Here is a 15,862-nt window from a genome sequence, read left to right as displayed (position 1 = left end):
TTATGAATGTTTCTTATGTGCATTTCGTTTGAGAAAATCTTCACTAGGGAATACACTGATACTAGCCCTAGAGCTAATAACTATCAACCGGAATAAATATCAACCCATTATGGCAATAACCAAGTCACCATCCTATCTTCGCTTTCTCAATTTGATCGACGCCCTAGATCGAATGAATCCTGGCAAGAAACTAGACTGCATTGAAGAAAATTTGCTAGATAAGATCGTTAACTGCGCACACTCCAAAGAATCTGTATTGGTGGGTGATTTAATTGCACTCTCAGAGCTAGGCTCACAAGCAACATTACATGGCCGCTTAAAAAATCTTAGCGCAATGGGTTACATCAAAATGGTTTCAAATGCTGATGGGCGCAAAAAAGAAGTGTTGCCAACAAAGCTGGCCCTCAAACGCTATGAAGATATTTCCAAGTGCCTCGAGAAAGCAGCTAAATCTGCTTAGGTTCTTTTTACCTTAATAAAAAAGCCCTTTTGATAAGGGCTTTTTTATTACTTAAGCGATGCATCAATCATCACACATTGAATAAGAAGTTCAATACATCTCCATCCTTAACGACATACTCTTTGCCTTCAGCTCGCATCTTGCCAGCTTCTTTAGCTCCAGCCTCACCCTTAAATTGAATGAAGTCATCATAAGCAATAGTTTGCGCACGAATGAAACCACGCTCAAAATCCGTATGAATAACACCTGCAGCCTGTGGCGCAGTATCGCCCTGATGAATAGTCCAGGCACGCACTTCTTTAATACCAGCAGTAAAGTAAGTTTGCAAACCAAGTAGCGAGTATCCAGCACGAATAACGCGATCCAAGCCGGGCTCTTCCATACCCAAGTCAGCCAAGAATTCTGTTTTATCGGCATCATCAAGATCAGCAATCTCTGCTTCAATTGCTGCGCAAACAGCAACAACCGGGGCCTTTTCTTTTGCAGCGTGCTGCTTTACCGCCTCAAGATGAGGGTTGTTTGCAAAACCATCTTCTTTGACGTTTGCCACATACATTGCTGGTTTAGCAGTAATTAAACACAGGGGTTTAATTACAAGTAATTCTTCTTCACTTAAATTGAGGCTACGCACAGGAAGCGCAGAATCAAGATGCGCTTGCACTTTAGTGAGAACCGCTACCAAAGCTGCAGCCTCTTTATCGTTACCCGATTTAGCGGCCTTAGTAGAACGATTGAGGGTTTTTTCAACAGTGGCTAAATCAGACAAAGCCAACTCGGTATCGATCACACCAATATCGGCAATAGGGTCAATCTTGCCCGCAACGTGAATCACGTTTGGATCCTCAAAGCATCGGACAACGTGGGTAATGGCATCCGTTTCTCGGATATTGGCTAAGAATTGATTGCCCAGACCCTCGCCTTTGGAGGCGCCAGCAACCAAACCAGCAATATCGACAAACTCGACGGTAGCTGGCAGGATGCGCTCAGGCTTCACAATCTCAGCCAAGGCGGCTAGACGGGGGTCAGGAACCTCGACCACACCTACATTAGGCTCAATCGTGCAGAAAGGATAGTTTTCTGCAGCGATCCCAGCTTTGGTAAGCGCGTTAAAGAGGGTAGATTTGCCGACGTTAGGCAGGCCGACGATGCCACATTTTAAAGACATGGAGATATTGTAAAGGGGCTGGATTCGATATCATCGAGTTATGTCAGAAGTTCACCAAAATCACCTGCCCAAACCCCCTGTGCAATCTACCAAAATCCGCTCGGTTGACGTTGTGATTGTCGGTGGAGGTATCGCTGGCAAGGCTTGCGCGCTTGGTCTAGCCCAACTTGGTCTACAAACTATTGAGATTGCACCGGATCTGGGGCAGACAGTAGCTGCACCCCAAGGATCACAGTGGGGCCAACGAATCTACGCATTTTCCCCGAGCACCCAAAAACTATTAGCCCATTTGCAAATTTGGGATGCACTAGATCACAGTCGAATGCAGCCGGTACGGGATATGCGAATTTATGGCGACCGTGGTGAACAAAAGGATCAACTCCATCTTTCTGCATTTGAAGCAGGCACACCTCAACTGGCCTGGATTGGCGAATCCAATCTCATCGAACACACTCTTGATCAAGCATCTCGCTTTCAAAATAAATTGGAGCGCATTAGTGACGCCATTGAAAAGATTGAAGTCGATGTAGATGGGGGTACGCTACATTTAAAAAATGGTGGGGCTATTCATGCGCAACTGATTATTGCTGCCGATGGTGCAAACTCTCCCATTCGCTCTGAACTTGGCATTACGACTACCGAAGAAAGCTACTCACAAAGCGCAGTCGTTGCTAACTGGACTTGCACTTATCCCCATCTTGAAACGGCTTTCCAGTGGTTCTTACCTGGGGGCGATATTGTGGCAATGCTGCCCTTGCCTGGTAAGCAAGTGTCAATGGTGTGGTCAACCTCACCCGAGCATGCTGCTGATTTATTAAAACTCAATCAAGACCAATGGCAAGAGCGGTTTTCATCAATTGCAAATGGCGCAATTGGAAAACAATTGGGTGAACTCACACTCAACTCAAGCCCAGCAGCTTTTCCCTTAAGACGAATTCGGGCCAAACGATTCATTGGCCCAGAAACTGCACCCAAGGTTGTCCTCATTGGTGATGCAGCTCATGTCATGCACCCCTTAGCAGGGCAAGGTTTGAACCTAGGCCTGCGTGATGTTGCGGTCTTACTCAACATTCTTGGTAAACGTGAGTCTTTCCGCAAGCCAAGTGATGCTGTATTACTGCGGCGTTACGAGCGTCAACGTCAAGGCGATACTAGTGCGCTGTTATGGGTCACAGATAAACTGAAAAAATTATTTTCTGCAAGCAGCAACACCGAACGACAACTACGTAACTGGGGGCTTGGCCTAGTGAACAAAAGCCACTTTATTAAACAGCGCCTCATTGAACGCGCTTTAGGGGATATTGATTTTGATTAAATTGTTATCAGCGCTAACTTTTATTTGTTCTACTTTTCTTTTTTCTGGGCTAGCTCATGCGCAAGCTGAACAGCAAATCAAAACAGAGATACAAAAGAAGCTTGGGGCAAATGTCAAAGTGAGAGGTGTTTCAGCGGCACCAGTCCCAGGCCTCTACGAAGTATTGGTTGGTAACGAGGTGTTTTATACAGATGCCTCCGGAAAATATTTAATTCAGGGTGAGATTATTGAATTAGCAAGCGGTAAAAATATCACCGAGCAAAGGCAAGCCGATTTAAATCGAATCAAGTGGGCAGACTTAAGCCCAGCTAATGCCATCAAAACGGTGCGCGGCAACGGCAGTCGGCAGCTAGCCGTGTTTTCAGATCCTAATTGTGGTTACTGTAAGCGTTTAGAAAAATCGTTGCAGCAGTTAGATAACGTGACTGTTTATACATATCTCATCCCTATTTTGGGCGCCGACTCAGTCCAAAAATCAAAACAAATCTCATGTTCATCAGATCCCTATAAGGCCTATATCGATTGGATGATTAATGGGATCGCCCCGAGCGGAAAAAGTGATTGCAGTACTCCTCTTGATAAAAATGTCGCGTTTGCGAAAACCTACGGCATCACCGGAACGCCTACTCTTTTCTTTATCGATGGCAGTCGCTTCCCAGGCGCAGTTCAAATCACTGATATTGAAAAGAAATTTAGCTCTCTGAAATAAACATCATGAATACAGCAGATCTTCCAGCAATCCAGTACACCGTATGGCCGGCAGACCTTCATGGTCATCGCTATCAAGTGAAGTTACATATTGCAGCTCCAAATCCTAAGGGCCAGGTATTGCAGATGCCAGCATGGATTCCGGGAAGCTATTTGATTCGGGACTTTAGCAAGCAGATTGAATCAATTGAGGCTTATTCAGTTGGCGCAAAGAAAAAGCTTCCTCTTGAGAGAATCAATAATGATCAGTGGCGCTTACCAAAAACAAATAGCGCAATTGAAATAATCACAACGGTATATGCCTATGATTCTTCTGTGCGCGCAGCCTATCTTGATACTGAGCGTGGGTTTTTCAACGCAAGTAGTTTGTGTCTCGAAGTCATAGGTCAACATGATTTGCCTTGTTCGCTTGCTATTGCACCGCCTGAGGCTAGTTTTGCTGATCACTGGTCAGTACAAACTGGTTTAAGGGCAGTCAAAACAGATAAGCGTGGTTTTGGTTTTTATCTTGCTCAAAATTATGATGATCTACTCGATCACCCGGTTGCTATGGGCGAGTTTCAGATCGTTCACTGGATATCAAATAATGTCCCCCACAGCATGGCAATTCAGGGGTGCATCAATTCCGTTGATGTAAAACGTCTTGCGCAAGATTTAGAGGCGATTTGCACCTGTACGATCAACCTCTTTGAGCCAAAGACTAAGCAAGCTCCTTTTAGGGACTATCTCTTTTTAGTAAATGCCGTACTGAATGGTTATGGCGGTCTTGAACATCGCAACAGCACGGCATTGCTCTGCCGTCGCGACCAAATTCCACAACAAGATGCCCCGTTAGATGAGGCTGCGTATCGAGAGTTCTTAGGCTTATGTAGTCATGAGTATTTTCATGCATGGTTAGTCAAGCGCATTCAGCCAAAAGCATTTCAGCCCTATGATTTAAGCAAGCGCAACCATACTCGTTTGCTTTGGCTATTCGAGGGCTTTACAAGTTACTACGATGATCTTCAGTTATTTCGTAGCAAACGGATTGATCTCAAAACTTATTTAGATCTAGTCTCTTCTAATTGGAATGGCATCTTCCGAGGACCAGGAAAAAACAAGCAAAGCTTGGCAGATAGCTCATTTGATGCCTGGACCAAGTACTACCAAGCCGATGAAAACACTCCAAACGCAGTTGTGAGCTACTACGGTAAGGGCGCCCTACTGGCTCTAGGTTTGGATTTACAAATTCGGGCATTTTCAAAAAATAAGCAATCTTTAGATGGACTCATGCGCCTAATCTGGCAAAAGCATGGTGTCACGCTTAATGGTATTGCCGAAGATGGACTAGATGAATTAATTCTTGAGTTACTTGGATCGGGCTTTTCGAAAACCTGGAATGATATGAAAGCGCGTTACATTTTTGGCGCTGAAGATATTCCGATTCAGAAATGGATCACTTCTAAATTCATTTCGGTGAAACCCAAGGCACACTCGAAATTAGAGAAGATTAAGCTGCAGCTGGCTATGCGACATACAGATGCCAATGGATGGTTAAAAATTACCCATGTTTTAGATGGTGGCGCAGCACAGCAGGCAGGGCTTGCGCCTGGTGACCTACTGGCCAGCATCAATGGCCAACGCATTACTAGCGCTCGTCTAGATAAGGTTCTAGCCAGCCTTACCGAAGGGCAGCATATCTACTTTTGCTTCTATCGCGATGACTTAGAACATGAGCGCATGGCAAGTTTAGAGATGAGTCAACTACCAATGCAGTTTGAGCTAATCGCTCACTCCGCAAAATCGTAATAAACAAACTCTCTTCAATAGATGCCAGCTTTTTCTAAAGAGGATGTTCCCGCTGATTGGCGCAATTTACTGGGTGACTATTTCGATTCTTCCGCTTGGCAAGACTTAGAACAGAATTTACAAGCTGCTCTTGATGTTGATGCAAACCATATTCGGCCAGAGCCAAGTAATTTCTTTAAGGCACTGAAGTTAACCCCGGTTGAAGCGGTTAAGGTTGTAATTCTGGGACAAGACCCTTATCACTCTCCAGGTCTAGCGCAAGGTTTAGCGTTTTCTATTCCAGCAACCATTCCCACCAACTCTCGTGCATTTCCGAGCTCTCTGCGCAACATTAGCAAAGCCCTTGCTCTTGAAGGGTTTGGCCAATTACCCAACGGTGATCTGCATGCTTGGGCCGAGCAAGGAGTTCTCCTTCTCAATACAGCCTTAAGCGTCAAATTAGGCGAAGCAGGAAGTCACGCTAACCTTGGTTGGAAGAGTTTGATTGATCGACTCATTTCTGCTTTGGCTGCACAAAGACCCCAGTTAGTTTGGATGCTCTGGGGTGGTCATGCGCAATCTAAATTACCTTTAATTGAATCCGGCTTGGATCAATTCATTTTGCAATCCTCCCACCCCTCCGGTTTGGGTGTTTACAAAACAGATAGGCCTTTTTTAGAGCCAGGGGCAAAAGCCAGTTGTGGGCATTTCAGCAAAACCAATGAATGGCTAATTCGGCACCACTTAAGCCCTATTCAATGGACCAGAACCTCCAACTCCTCAGAGCAATTTAGCCTTCTTAACTAAAGGGGCATACCGTAAGTTACATGTAACGAATATTTTGGTCTAAAATGTTACATGTAACTAACTTTTAAGGGCTCTAAATGCCTTCAAATTCTGCTTCGAGAGTACAAAAACATCGAGACTCGTTGAGAAACTCAGGATTAAGACCAATCCAAATTTGGGTTCCCGATACCCGTGCTCCTGGGTTTACTGAAGAGTGCCGCCGCCAATCAAAAGTTGCAGCAGCAGCTGACCAAAAAGATAAGCAACTTATGTCGTTTATGGATCAAGCTTTATCTGATTTGGATGACTTATGAAGCGGGGTGATTTAGTAACCATTGCAATGCAAGGTGATTTTGGTAAGCCAAGGCCCGCTCTCGTTCTTCAGTCTGATGTATTTAGCAATATTCATGAGACCGTAAGCGTTGCCTTGCTCTCAAGCAATCTGATCCAAGCGCCAATTTTTAGACTGAATGTCACACCAGACGATCGGAATGGATTGACAAAAGAATGTCAAATTCAAATAGACAAAATTATGTCGATTCGAAAAGAAAAGATTGGCAAAGTTATCGGGACTCTTGATGACACAATATTGGTGCGCGTAAATAGAGCCCTGGCATTGTGGCTGGGGCTAGCCTGAGAATTAGAGCTTCACTTAGCTAGGGCAGTAAAAATACAGCCCACTAAGCAAGCAGCAAAAATAGCACTCAGCCACTCCAGCATCTGGCCAGACTGAAAGAATCCCAAGTACTGGCCCAGATAAGAGCTAGTAAAGGCGACCACAAAGCCCAAAAATACTGCTAGCAGCAGCTTTACCGGCTTTGGTCCCTTGGATTGGCCGGGGTAAAAAATCCAGGCTGAAGCCCCGGAAATACCCCCAATCACCAGAAAAGCTAAAAACCCCATTGATACCCCCATTAATGCTGTCATCAAATCTATAATCGCCATTATGAAGTTGTTGACACTCGGCATCAATCATCACACAGCGCCGGTCGCCATTCGGGAAAAGGTCGCCTTCGATCCTGAATTTCTTCAAGAAGCGTTGCATGATTTACGCCAACATTTGCTTGGCGCGAATCAGGCCGGGCTGCCTGAAGCCACAATTTTGTCAACCTGCAACCGCACCGAGGTCTACTGCGCGGCGAATGATGCCAGCGCTGCCGGTCTCTTGCATGAAGCCACTTTTGATTGGTTAGCCAAAACGCAACAGCTTGCCCCTAGCAGTCTTCAACCCCATATTTATTCTTTACCCCAATCTGATGCAGTACGTCATGCTTTCCGAGTGGCTTGTGGATTAGATTCTATGGTGATTGGTGAGACCCAGATTTTGGGGCAAATGAAAGATGCGGTTCGTACTGCAAATGATGCAGGTGTTTTGGGCACCTATCTCAATCAACTCTTTCAGAAAACATTTTCAGTTGCCAAAGAAGTTCGGGGCTCTACTGAAATTGGTGCGCATTCCATTTCTATGGCGGCAGCGTCGGTTCGTCTTGCAGAGCGCATCTTTGAAAAGATCTCTGATCAGCGTATTTTGTTTATTGGCGCTGGCGATATGATTTCTTTATGTGCCACACACTTTGTAGCACGCAAACCTAAAAATGTTGCAATTGCTAATCGCACGATTGAACGTGGTCAAGAGTTAGCCGACTCCATTTCCATGCAAGACCTTGAGGCCGAGTCATTCAAGCTTTCAGAGCTTCCGGGGCGCCTGCATGAATTCGACATTATTGTTTCTAGCACCGCCTCATCACTACCCATCATTGGTTTGGGCATGGTTGAGAGCGCCCTCAAACTACGTCGTCATAAGCCGATGGTGATGATTGACCTTGCCGTTCCTCGTGACTTTGAACCAGAAATTTCGCGACTTGATGATGTCTATCTCTATACAGTTGATGACCTGGGCATCATGATTCAAACGGGCGCTAGTTTACGCCAAGCAGCAGTTAGCCAAGCTGAGGCGATTATTGAAGATCGGGTTGGTAACTTTATGCACTGGATGCAAGGACGCAATGCCGTTCCTATCATTCAAGATATTCAGACTCAAGGCGAGCGCTTAAGACAACTTGAGTTAGAGCGCGCGATGAAACGTTTAATGCGTGGTGATGATCCACAAGAAGTTCTAAATGCGATGGCTCAAGGATTAACGAATAAATTCTTACATGGCTCACTGCATGCACTACAACACTCCAATGGGGCAGAGCGTGACGCCCTCATTAAGCTCCTACCAAAATTATTCTCCTCCCACACTAAGCCAGAAGATCATTAGATGAAGCCCAGCATGCGGGCTAAGCTAGAACATCTAGACACGCGCTTAGCCGAACTCAATTCCCTTTTAACCTCTGAAGAGGCAACCAAAGATATGGATGCCTATCGGAAGCTCACGCGTGAACATTCTGATATTGCTACCGTTGTTGAGCAATTTGGACTTTACAAACAAGCTGAAGCAGACGCGCAAGCCGCTGAAGAGATGCGCAAAGATCCAGAGATGAAGGACTTTGCCGATGAAGAGCAAAAGCAGGCTTTAGCCACCATGGAAGAACTTGCAGGAACTCTGCAAAAGCTCTTGCTACCTAAAGATGAGAACGATGAGCGCAATGTCTTCCTAGAAATCAGAGCTGGCACTGGTGGTGATGAAAGTGCGCTCTTTGCAGGTGACTTATTGCGTATGTATACCCGCTTTGCAGAACGACAAGGCTGGAAAGTAGAGGTCGTTAGTGCTGCTGAATCCGATTTAGGGGGCTATAAAGAGGTTGTACTTCGCTTGGTTGGTCAAGCCGTGTACTCACGCCTGAAGTTCGAGTCGGGCGGTCACCGTGTACAGCGCGTTCCTCAAACAGAAACTCAGGGGCGTATTCATACATCGGCTTGTACGGTAGCGGTAATGCCAGAAGCAGATGAATTAGAGGCTGTCAAAATCAATCCTGCTGAGCTGCGCATCGATACCTTCCGCGCCTCTGGTGCTGGCGGTCAACACATTAATAAAACTGACTCTGCAGTGCGTATTACTCACTTACCAACTGGTACCGTTGTTGAGTGCCAAGATGATCGCAGCCAGCACCGCAATCGTGAACAAGCCATGAAAGTTCTAGTTTCACGCATCATGGATGCACGCGAACGTGAGAAACATCAGCTTGAAGCCCAAACCCGCAAATCTTTGATTGGCTCTGGCGATCGTAGCGACCGTATTCGGACCTATAACTTCCCACAAGGACGAATTACAGATCACCGCATTAATCTAACGCTCTATAAGATTGATGCGATGATGGATGGAGACATTGACGACCTCTGCAATGCCCTAGCCTCAGAGCATCAAGCTGAACTGCTCGCTGCCCTGGGTGACAACTAAAGTTTGATGAACCCAGATTTAAGCCTGCGCTCTTTACTCAGTAGCTCACCACTTCCTGCCAGCGAAGCACGCCTATTAATGGCGCATGTACTTGATAAACACTATCAACTGCCCCGCTCAGCATTACTATCACGCGATGATATGACGCTCAGCTTGGAAGCAAACGTAACTTGGCAAGAATTGCAATCCAAAAGAATGGCTGGAGAGCCCATTGCTTATCTCATTGGTAAAAGAGGCTTTCACAATATTGAATTATTTGTTGCACCGGGTGTACTCATACCTCGCCCAGAAACCGAACTCCTAGTTGAAATAGGGCTTCGAGAAATTCAGCGGCTTGAAACAGAAATTTCATCTGCCAATCTGCTCGATCTAGGAACTGGCTCTGGGGCCATCGCTCTCGCTATTGCACATGAGTCCTCCAGCGTGATGGTGCGCGCAACCGATCAATCATCAGAGGCTTTAGTCATTGCCGCTACTAACGCTAAACATTTGGGTCTTGAGACTCGCGTCCAATTTGCGCAAGGTAGCTGGTATGAAGCTTTGGGTGATGAAGTCCTTTTTGATGTCATCTTAAGCAACCCTCCGTATATCGCCAATCAAGATATCCACCTCACTCAAGGCGATCTACGCTTTGAGCCCATCTCTGCGCTTACGGATCATGCGAATGGACTCAGCTGTCTTGAGGTCATTATTGAGGGGGCTAGCCAACACTTAAAACCCTTGGGTCTGCTTGCGGTTGAGCATGGATTTGATCAGTCAGAGGCCGTGGTCAGTCTGATGAAAGCCGCAGGATTAAGCGATATTCAAACCCACCAAGATTTGGCTGGGCATCAGCGGGTAGTATCTGGCAGAAAATAAGATCCGAAATTACCCTTTTTTGCATTAAGTCTTAAAATCAATGCAACAGCATTTCTAAACCTTTTTTACCGCTTTATTGTTTTTCTAGAAAGAATTTATGGATACACAAGCTCAAATCAAAGAAATCGTTACTAGCCATCCTGTTGTTCTGTTCATGAAAGGAACAGCGCAATTTCCTCAGTGCGGCTTCTCTGGCAATGCCATTAATATTTTGCGCGCCAGCGGTGTTGAAAAACTTCATACTGTTAACGTATTAGAAAGTGCAGATATTCGTCAAGGCATCAAAGAATTTGCGAATTGGCCAACGATTCCTCAGCTCTATATCAACGGTGAGTTCATCGGCGGATCAGACATCATGACTGAAATGTTCGAGTCTGGTGAGCTCCAAAAACTAGTCAAAGCTTAATTACTTCAATTTAGCTCTGTGACTTTTGATCTCAGTTCGCTGCTGCTATTTGGCCTGCCATTTGCTCTGTGTGCAGGCCTTTTAGTTTATGCGCTGAACTTACGCTCGGCAATATCACGCACGGGGCAAGAAGCACAAACGCACGCTGCACTTGCAGCCAGTCTTCGCAGCGAGCGAGACCAAGCTCTACAAACCGCTATTCGTCTTGAAGCAGAGCTAGATTCTGAGCGCAAACAAGGCCTAGGAAGAATTGAGTCTCTCAATGAAGCCAAAGAGGCCTTAACAAACCAATTCAAGAATTTAGCCAATGAGATTTTGGAAGATAAATCGAAGCGTTTTACCGAACAAAATGCTGCGAGCTTAGATGCCCTTCTCAAACCATTGCAAACTAAGCTAACTGAATTTAAAGAACAGGTCAGCACCTCTTATGGCAATGAAGCGCGCGAACGCTTTGCCCTTAAAAGTGAGATCGAGCGTTTAGCCAATCTCAATCTGCGTATGTCTGATGAGACACGCTCCTTAACTCAGGCCCTTAAAGGCGATTCAAAAGTTCAAGGCAATTGGGGGGAGCTGGTTCTAGAGTCAATTCTAGAGTCTTCCGGTTTACGCAAAGGCGAAGAGTATGTGGTGCAAGATAGCCATACTCAATCGGATGGATCTCGCTTACAGCCTGACGTTGTGATTAAGCTACCTGAAGGCAGAAGCCTGGTGGTAGATAGCAAGGTCTCAATCACGGCATATGCAAGACATGCTGAAACAACCGATCCAATCGTTGCAGAACAAGAGCTGGCAGGCCATATCCAATCTTTGCGTCAACATATTCAAGGCCTATCCGGAAAAAACTACAGCTCCTTATATGGCGTTGGCTCTGTCGACTTTGTGTTGATGTTTGTGCCAATTGAGCCAGCATTCTTATTGGCGTTGAAGACTGCGCCTAATCTCTATCAAGAAGCTTTAGCCAAAAATATTGTGTTGGTTTGCCCAAGCACTTTGATGGCAACCTTACGTACCGTGGCTCATCTGTGGAGACAGGATCAGCAGAACCGTAACGCTCTCGAGATTGCCAAACAATGCGGCAGCTTGTATGACAAGTTCGTAGGTTTTGTAGAAGATCTAGAAAAGTTAGGTCAACGCTTAGATCAAGCTCAAACGAGTTATCACGATGCCTTTAATAAACTGAAGTCTGGCAAAGGCAATCTTATTCGTACCGCTGAAAAAGTTCGTGAGCTCGGTGTTAAGCCTAGCAAAAACTTATCTACGCCATTAATCGAATCTTCTACTGATTCAGAATAAAAACCCCATCAAGAAAAAACCCCGCTTAGCTCATGCCAGGCGGGGTTTTATTTTAAAGCTTACCTCTAAATCGAATTCAATTAAGCAGATTTGCGTGCACGTGATGCAGGTGTAGCAGCTTTCTTAGCTTGAACCATTTGACCTTGAATAGAGTCAATTGCTTGATCAGCGGTTTTTTCTACAGTAGCAAAAGCTTCTTTGCTAGCAGCGCGGAACTGTTCAAAACCTTGCAATGCGCTACCATATACAGTCTTGAATGAAGACAAAAATGCGTCAGAGCCAGCTGGTGCATTAGCAGCAACAGTGTTAATCCAATCCTGGAAACCATCTTGCAACTGGTCGATGCTTGCATCAACAACGTTTGCCAATTCTTTATTGCCATCACGCAATACTTTGCTTACTTTCTTTTGATATGCAACTGCTTGGGTACCGGCAGCTTGCAATGACTCAACATTGAGCAGTTCAGTAACTTGCTTTGGATCTTTTGCTGTCAAAACTTGTTGAATGCCATCTTGAGCATTTACCAATACATCTTTTGAAGCAGCGTAGTTCAACTCAGCCAATTTCTGAGCATTTTCCAAAGCAGCTTCGCTCAAAGAAAATGAAGCCTCGAGGCCTTTGCTATTAATTTGGGACAATTTAGCGGTGATTTGATCTTGGTTCATGTATTTCTCCAGAAATTAAGTGGTACAACTAGTCAATTAAGCGCACGATTTAAGAGATGGAAAACTTCAGATACCTTAAATATTGCACTGCACCATCAAACTGTAACTGAACAAATATGACAAATCAAGAACTTTTTGCTGCTTTGCAACAAATACTTTGTAAAAAGATTTAAATTGAATAAAATCAATAACTTAGAAAAAATAGTGGGCGCTCACTCCTACCGAAAAGTAGCGATTGCAGCCTGCTTTGGGACCTTTTTAGAGTGGTATGACTTTCTCACCTTTGCCACTTTGGCAGTCGTTTTTGGCCCCCTGTTCTTCCCGTCGAGTGATCCAGGCGCCGGCCTATTAGCCAGCCTAGCGACTTTTGGTGTTGGGATGGTAGTGCGCCCTATCGGAGCTGCCATATTTGGCTCTATGGGCGATAGTATTGGCCGTAAGCCTGTATTTATGATCACCATTGCCCTCATGGGGCTAGCCACTATTTGCGTAGGTTTTTTACCCACCTACGCCCAAGTAGGTATCTGGGCCCCGATTTGCCTTGTTAGCTTGCGCCTGCTCCAAGGCTTATCTGCTGGCGGAGAAATTGGTGGCAGTGCCGTATACCTGGCTGAACATGCAGGGAGCGCATACAGGGGCTTCAAGACCAGTTTTCTGCAACTGATGGGGCCTCTTGGGATTTTGTTTTCCACCTTACAAATCGCTCTTCTCAGAATTTATCTTTCTCCAGAAGAATTTGAATCATGGGGCTGGCGAGTGCCATTTTGGATCTCAATCATCTTATTAATCATCGCATTTAAAGCTCGCATGGCTTTGGAAGAAACGCCTGTGTTTTTAGAGCTCAGTAAAAGCAATCAAAAAACTGATCATCCTTTGCTCAGTAATTTTCGAGACCCCCAAACACGCAAGCGAATGTTTTTACTTTTCTTCTGCATCTCCGCAGGCGGAGCAGTGCTCTTTTTCTGTGTGCAGGTTTATACCTCCATCTTTCTGAAGGTCTCTGTCAAACTAGCGCCAGCAGTTGTTGATCAACTCAGTGTTTATGCGACCTTAGCACTGTTTCCACTAACCCTATTTGCTGGCTGGCTATCAGATAAAGTTGGTCGTAAGCCTGTTGTGATTGGCGGTCTTTTATTGGGGGCTATTTTTATACAGCCTGCATTCCAAATACTTCAAGACTTGGGACAACAGTACCTACAGGCACCAAATGCCACTAGTCCGCTGATATTGATTGGGCTACTTTTAACTGCTCTATCCCTATCTCTTGCCTTAGTGGTTGGCCCTCAAACAGCGCTCTTAGCTGAGCTATTTCCTGCCAAGACCCGCAATAGTGCTGCAACTCTTCCACACAACCTAGCGGCAGGATGGATAGGCGGACTTTTACCACTCATCGTGACTTGGCTAAACCAACAATGGGGAAATGATCTTGCTGGACTTTGGTACCCAACAGTCTTTTTAGCTAGCGCTGCAGTGATCGCGGTTTTATATTTACCAGAGACAAACAAGGTTAATCTCAATCTCTAGCAGAGCAACAAAAGAAAAAAGCTTCTAAGGCATTTAACTTAGAAGCTTTGGAATATTTGGTGCCCCTTGTCCGACTCGAACAGACCACCTACTGATTACAAATCAGTTGCTCTACCAGATGAGCTAAAGGGGCAATGGTGATATTTTAGCCTATTTCGCAATCTCCAAGGGTGCCAAAGGGCCGCATCTAAGCGACTCGCTTACACAAGCTCGATCAACTCTTCGGAACATTCACAGCCTATAAAGGTCTTTTAAGAAATCCAAAATGGGTGCTGAGGAATTTGCGCCACAGTGATGAGGCAAAGCCCCAAAGTAGAAATGGTTGAGGTGTCGCTTAAAAACGACATGAGAAGCGCAATTCATTTAACAAATCTTCATTCCTTAGTCTTTGGAGATTTAAAGAATGAAAAAATCGCTATTAGCAGTTGCAGCTATGACAGCTTTTGCTGGCGCAGCTCAAGCTCAGTCCTCAGTGACTGTTTACGGAATTATGGATGTTGGTTATACCAATGGTAGTGCTAGCTTCACTAGTGCCACCGCCACTAACAAGCAAAACGTTAGCCGTATCAGCAACAGTATGGAATCTGGCAGCCGTATTGGTTTCCGTGGCACTGAAGATCTTGGTGGCGGTACTTCAGCAAACTTTGTATATGAGTTAGGTATCCAACCTGCCGGTAATGCTGGTTCGAACGCTTCTGGCGAAACAATTGCAGCTCCTACAGCTAGTTCAGGTTCAAACGCTGGATCACCAAATCAGGTTTTCAACACTCGTCAAGCATATGTTGGTTTAGTTAAAAAAGGTTTGGTTGATGTACGTATTGGTACACAAAACACCTTTAACTGGGAACAAGCTGGTAGTAACACTACTGGTCAGTTGAATCAAACTTTAGGTAGCATGTTAGCTCCTACAACTGACGGCGCTTTCTTTAATAGTGCCTCTGTTCCTTCCACTGCTACTGCAGCACTTAACGGTTCTGCTTATGGCGCATTTACCAATAGAACCACAAACACGATTACCGCTCGTTCCGATAGAATGGCTGGCGTACAAGCTAAACTTGGCGCTGTCTTGAGTAATCAAGATTCCACTAGAACATCTGCTACTAATGGTGGAAACTCTAACCAGTTTGGCTGGATGGGTGCTTTGGATTGGAATATTCAAAAAGCAAATATCCAGGCTTCATACCAAGTGTTCCATTCCGAGGCTCCAGTAGGTGGCGCAGCAACCTATACAACTACCCCAGCAGCTTGGGGATCAGGTACACAGGGTAATAACGTTATTGATGGACAAGCTTTGATCACAGGAAGCTATGACTTTGGTATTTTGAAGGCCTACGCTGGTTGGGTAAACCGCAAAGTTCAGGCGGACAACAATCCTAGCCTATTCCTTAAGCGTTCAGCTCAAGAAATTGGTGTACGTAGCTTCATTACACCAACCATTGAAGGTTGGGCATCTGTTGGTAACGGTCGCTACACTTCATATGGAGTTGGCGCACCTACTGCTAACATTATTGGCTATCAGTTAGGTGGAAATTACTGGCTAAGCAAGCGTACAAACTTGTACACAATCTATGG

17 protein-coding genes and 1 tRNA gene are annotated in these 15,862 nt (G+C 45.3%); 14 read left to right on the top strand and 4 right to left on the bottom strand.

Going from position 1 to position 15,862, the window contains the following annotated elements; genetic code table 11:
• Positions 1-109: 109 nt before the first annotated feature.
• Positions 110-460, top strand: coding sequence for a hypothetical protein (locus tag ICN13_RS00090; protein WP_216137923.1), 351 nt, complete (start codon positions 110-112; stop codon positions 458-460).
• A 70-nt stretch (positions 461-530) separates the two neighbouring features.
• Here the strand turns inward: ICN13_RS00090 and ychF are convergent, their stop codons facing one another.
• On the bottom strand, positions 531-1,625 hold the full coding sequence (gene ychF / locus ICN13_RS00085; protein ID WP_216137921.1) for a redox-regulated ATPase YchF: 1,095 nt from the start codon (positions 1,623-1,625) through the stop codon (positions 531-533).
• Between the two features lie 40 nt (positions 1,626-1,665).
• Here ychF and ICN13_RS00080 point away from each other — a divergent pair, with 40 nt between their 5' ends.
• The 6 genes from ICN13_RS00080 (at position 1,666) to ICN13_RS00055 (ending at position 6,838) form a co-directional block, all read left to right on the top strand.
• Positions 1,666-2,940, top strand: a complete 1,275-nt coding sequence (locus tag ICN13_RS00080; protein ID WP_216137913.1) for a UbiH/UbiF family hydroxylase — start codon at positions 1,666-1,668, stop codon at positions 2,938-2,940.
• Positions 2,933-3,649, top strand: coding sequence for a DsbC family protein (locus ICN13_RS00075; protein WP_216137911.1), 717 nt, complete (start codon positions 2,933-2,935; stop codon positions 3,647-3,649). Before ICN13_RS00080 ends, ICN13_RS00075 begins: the two co-directional genes overlap by 8 nt.
• Before the next feature lie 5 nt (positions 3,650-3,654).
• The gene (locus ICN13_RS00070) at positions 3,655-5,436 is read left to right on the top strand and encodes a M61 family metallopeptidase (RefSeq protein WP_216137909.1); all 1,782 of its coding nucleotides are present in this window, start codon (positions 3,655-3,657) and stop codon (positions 5,434-5,436) included.
• Between the two features lie 21 nt (positions 5,437-5,457).
• The gene (locus ICN13_RS00065) at positions 5,458-6,222 is read left to right on the top strand and encodes a uracil-DNA glycosylase (RefSeq protein WP_216137907.1); all 765 of its coding nucleotides are present in this window, start codon (positions 5,458-5,460) and stop codon (positions 6,220-6,222) included.
• Positions 6,223-6,299: 77 nt separating this feature from the next.
• Positions 6,300-6,515 carry an antitoxin MazE family protein gene (locus tag ICN13_RS00060; protein WP_216137905.1) on the top strand — a complete coding sequence of 72 codons (216 nt, stop codon included), beginning with the start codon at positions 6,300-6,302 and terminating at the stop codon, positions 6,513-6,515.
• Complete coding sequence (locus tag ICN13_RS00055; RefSeq protein WP_216137903.1) at positions 6,512-6,838, top strand: type II toxin-antitoxin system PemK/MazF family toxin; 327 nt, start codon at positions 6,512-6,514, stop codon at positions 6,836-6,838. Before ICN13_RS00060 ends, ICN13_RS00055 begins: the two co-directional genes overlap by 4 nt.
• An 11-nt stretch (positions 6,839-6,849) precedes the next feature.
• Here the strand turns inward: ICN13_RS00055 and ICN13_RS00050 are convergent, their stop codons facing one another.
• Positions 6,850-7,146 carry a GlsB/YeaQ/YmgE family stress response membrane protein gene (locus tag ICN13_RS00050; RefSeq protein WP_255533963.1) on the bottom strand — a complete coding sequence of 99 codons (297 nt, stop codon included), beginning with the start codon at positions 7,144-7,146 and terminating at the stop codon, positions 6,850-6,852.
• 1 nt (position 7,147) lies between these two features.
• Between ICN13_RS00050 and hemA the strand changes: the two genes are divergently transcribed.
• The 5 genes from hemA (at position 7,148) to rmuC (ending at position 12,101) form a co-directional block, all read left to right on the top strand.
• On the top strand, positions 7,148-8,464 hold the full coding sequence (gene hemA / locus ICN13_RS00045) for a glutamyl-tRNA reductase (protein ID WP_216137901.1): 1,317 nt from the start codon (positions 7,148-7,150) through the stop codon (positions 8,462-8,464).
• The gene (gene prfA / locus ICN13_RS00040) at positions 8,465-9,544 is read left to right on the top strand and encodes a peptide chain release factor 1 (RefSeq protein WP_216137892.1); all 1,080 of its coding nucleotides are present in this window, start codon (positions 8,465-8,467) and stop codon (positions 9,542-9,544) included. It begins immediately after the preceding gene.
• A 6-nt stretch (positions 9,545-9,550) separates the two neighbouring features.
• Positions 9,551-10,402 (top strand): peptide chain release factor N(5)-glutamine methyltransferase, encoded by an 852-nt coding sequence (gene prmC, locus ICN13_RS00035; protein ID WP_216137891.1) that lies wholly within the window; start codon positions 9,551-9,553, stop codon positions 10,400-10,402.
• Between the two features lie 97 nt (positions 10,403-10,499).
• On the top strand, positions 10,500-10,808 hold the full coding sequence (grxD, locus tag ICN13_RS00030; protein ID WP_216137889.1) for a Grx4 family monothiol glutaredoxin: 309 nt from the start codon (positions 10,500-10,502) through the stop codon (positions 10,806-10,808).
• An 18-nt stretch (positions 10,809-10,826) separates the two neighbouring features.
• Positions 10,827-12,101 (top strand): DNA recombination protein RmuC, encoded by a 1,275-nt coding sequence (gene rmuC / locus ICN13_RS00025; RefSeq protein WP_216137887.1) that lies wholly within the window; start codon positions 10,827-10,829, stop codon positions 12,099-12,101.
• Positions 12,102-12,181: 80 nt separating this feature from the next.
• Here the strand turns inward: rmuC and ICN13_RS00020 are convergent, their stop codons facing one another.
• Positions 12,182-12,766, bottom strand: coding sequence for a phasin family protein (locus tag ICN13_RS00020; RefSeq protein ID WP_216137885.1), 585 nt, complete (start codon positions 12,764-12,766; stop codon positions 12,182-12,184).
• A 174-nt stretch (positions 12,767-12,940) separates the two neighbouring features.
• On the opposite strand from ICN13_RS00020, the gene ICN13_RS00015 reads away from it, so the two are divergent.
• Positions 12,941-14,290 (top strand): MFS transporter, encoded by a 1,350-nt coding sequence (locus ICN13_RS00015; protein ID WP_216137883.1) that lies wholly within the window; start codon positions 12,941-12,943, stop codon positions 14,288-14,290.
• A gap of 57 nt (positions 14,291-14,347) precedes the next feature.
• Here the strand turns inward: ICN13_RS00015 and ICN13_RS00010 are convergent.
• Positions 14,348-14,423, bottom strand: a tRNA-Thr gene (locus ICN13_RS00010).
• A 270-nt stretch (positions 14,424-14,693) separates the two neighbouring features.
• Between ICN13_RS00010 and ICN13_RS00005 the strand changes: the two genes are divergently transcribed.
• Positions 14,694-15,862: porin (locus tag ICN13_RS00005; RefSeq protein ID WP_216137881.1), on the top strand; the 1,169-nt coding region annotated here is incomplete at its 3' end.

Origin of the sequence: Polynucleobacter sp. MWH-Berg-3C6 (genome assembly GCF_018881855.1) — a bacterium.
In the GTDB taxonomy this organism is placed as follows: Bacteria; Pseudomonadota; Gammaproteobacteria; order Burkholderiales; family Burkholderiaceae; genus Polynucleobacter.
This window is presented reverse-complemented; position numbering and strand designations above follow the sequence as displayed.

Bases quoted from the DNA above. Each gene is read 5' to 3' on its own strand.
- ICN13_RS00090 (WP_216137923.1), top strand. From the start codon at position 110: ATGGCAATAACCAAGTCACCATCCTATCTTCGCTTTCTCAATTTGATC.
- ychF (WP_216137921.1), bottom strand. From the start codon at position 1,625: ATGTCTTTAAAATGTGGCATCGTCGGCCTGCCTAACGTCGGCAAATCT.
- ICN13_RS00080 (WP_216137913.1), top strand. From the start codon at position 1,666: ATGTCAGAAGTTCACCAAAATCACCTGCCCAAACCCCCTGTGCAATCT.
- ICN13_RS00070 (WP_216137909.1), top strand. From the start codon at position 3,655: ATGAATACAGCAGATCTTCCAGCAATCCAGTACACCGTATGGCCGGCA.
- ICN13_RS00065 (WP_216137907.1), top strand. From the start codon at position 5,458: ATGCCAGCTTTTTCTAAAGAGGATGTTCCCGCTGATTGGCGCAATTTA.
- ICN13_RS00060 (WP_216137905.1), top strand. From the start codon at position 6,300: ATGCCTTCAAATTCTGCTTCGAGAGTACAAAAACATCGAGACTCGTTG.
- ICN13_RS00055 (WP_216137903.1), top strand. From the start codon at position 6,512: ATGAAGCGGGGTGATTTAGTAACCATTGCAATGCAAGGTGATTTTGGT.
- ICN13_RS00050 (WP_255533963.1), bottom strand. From the start codon at position 7,146: ATGGCGATTATAGATTTGATGACAGCATTAATGGGGGTATCAATGGGG.
- hemA (WP_216137901.1), top strand. From the start codon at position 7,148: ATGAAGTTGTTGACACTCGGCATCAATCATCACACAGCGCCGGTCGCC.
- prfA (WP_216137892.1), top strand. From the start codon at position 8,465: ATGAAGCCCAGCATGCGGGCTAAGCTAGAACATCTAGACACGCGCTTA.
- prmC (WP_216137891.1), top strand. From the start codon at position 9,551: ATGAACCCAGATTTAAGCCTGCGCTCTTTACTCAGTAGCTCACCACTT.
- grxD (WP_216137889.1), top strand. From the start codon at position 10,500: ATGGATACACAAGCTCAAATCAAAGAAATCGTTACTAGCCATCCTGTT.
- ICN13_RS00020 (WP_216137885.1), bottom strand. From the start codon at position 12,766: ATGAACCAAGATCAAATCACCGCTAAATTGTCCCAAATTAATAGCAAA.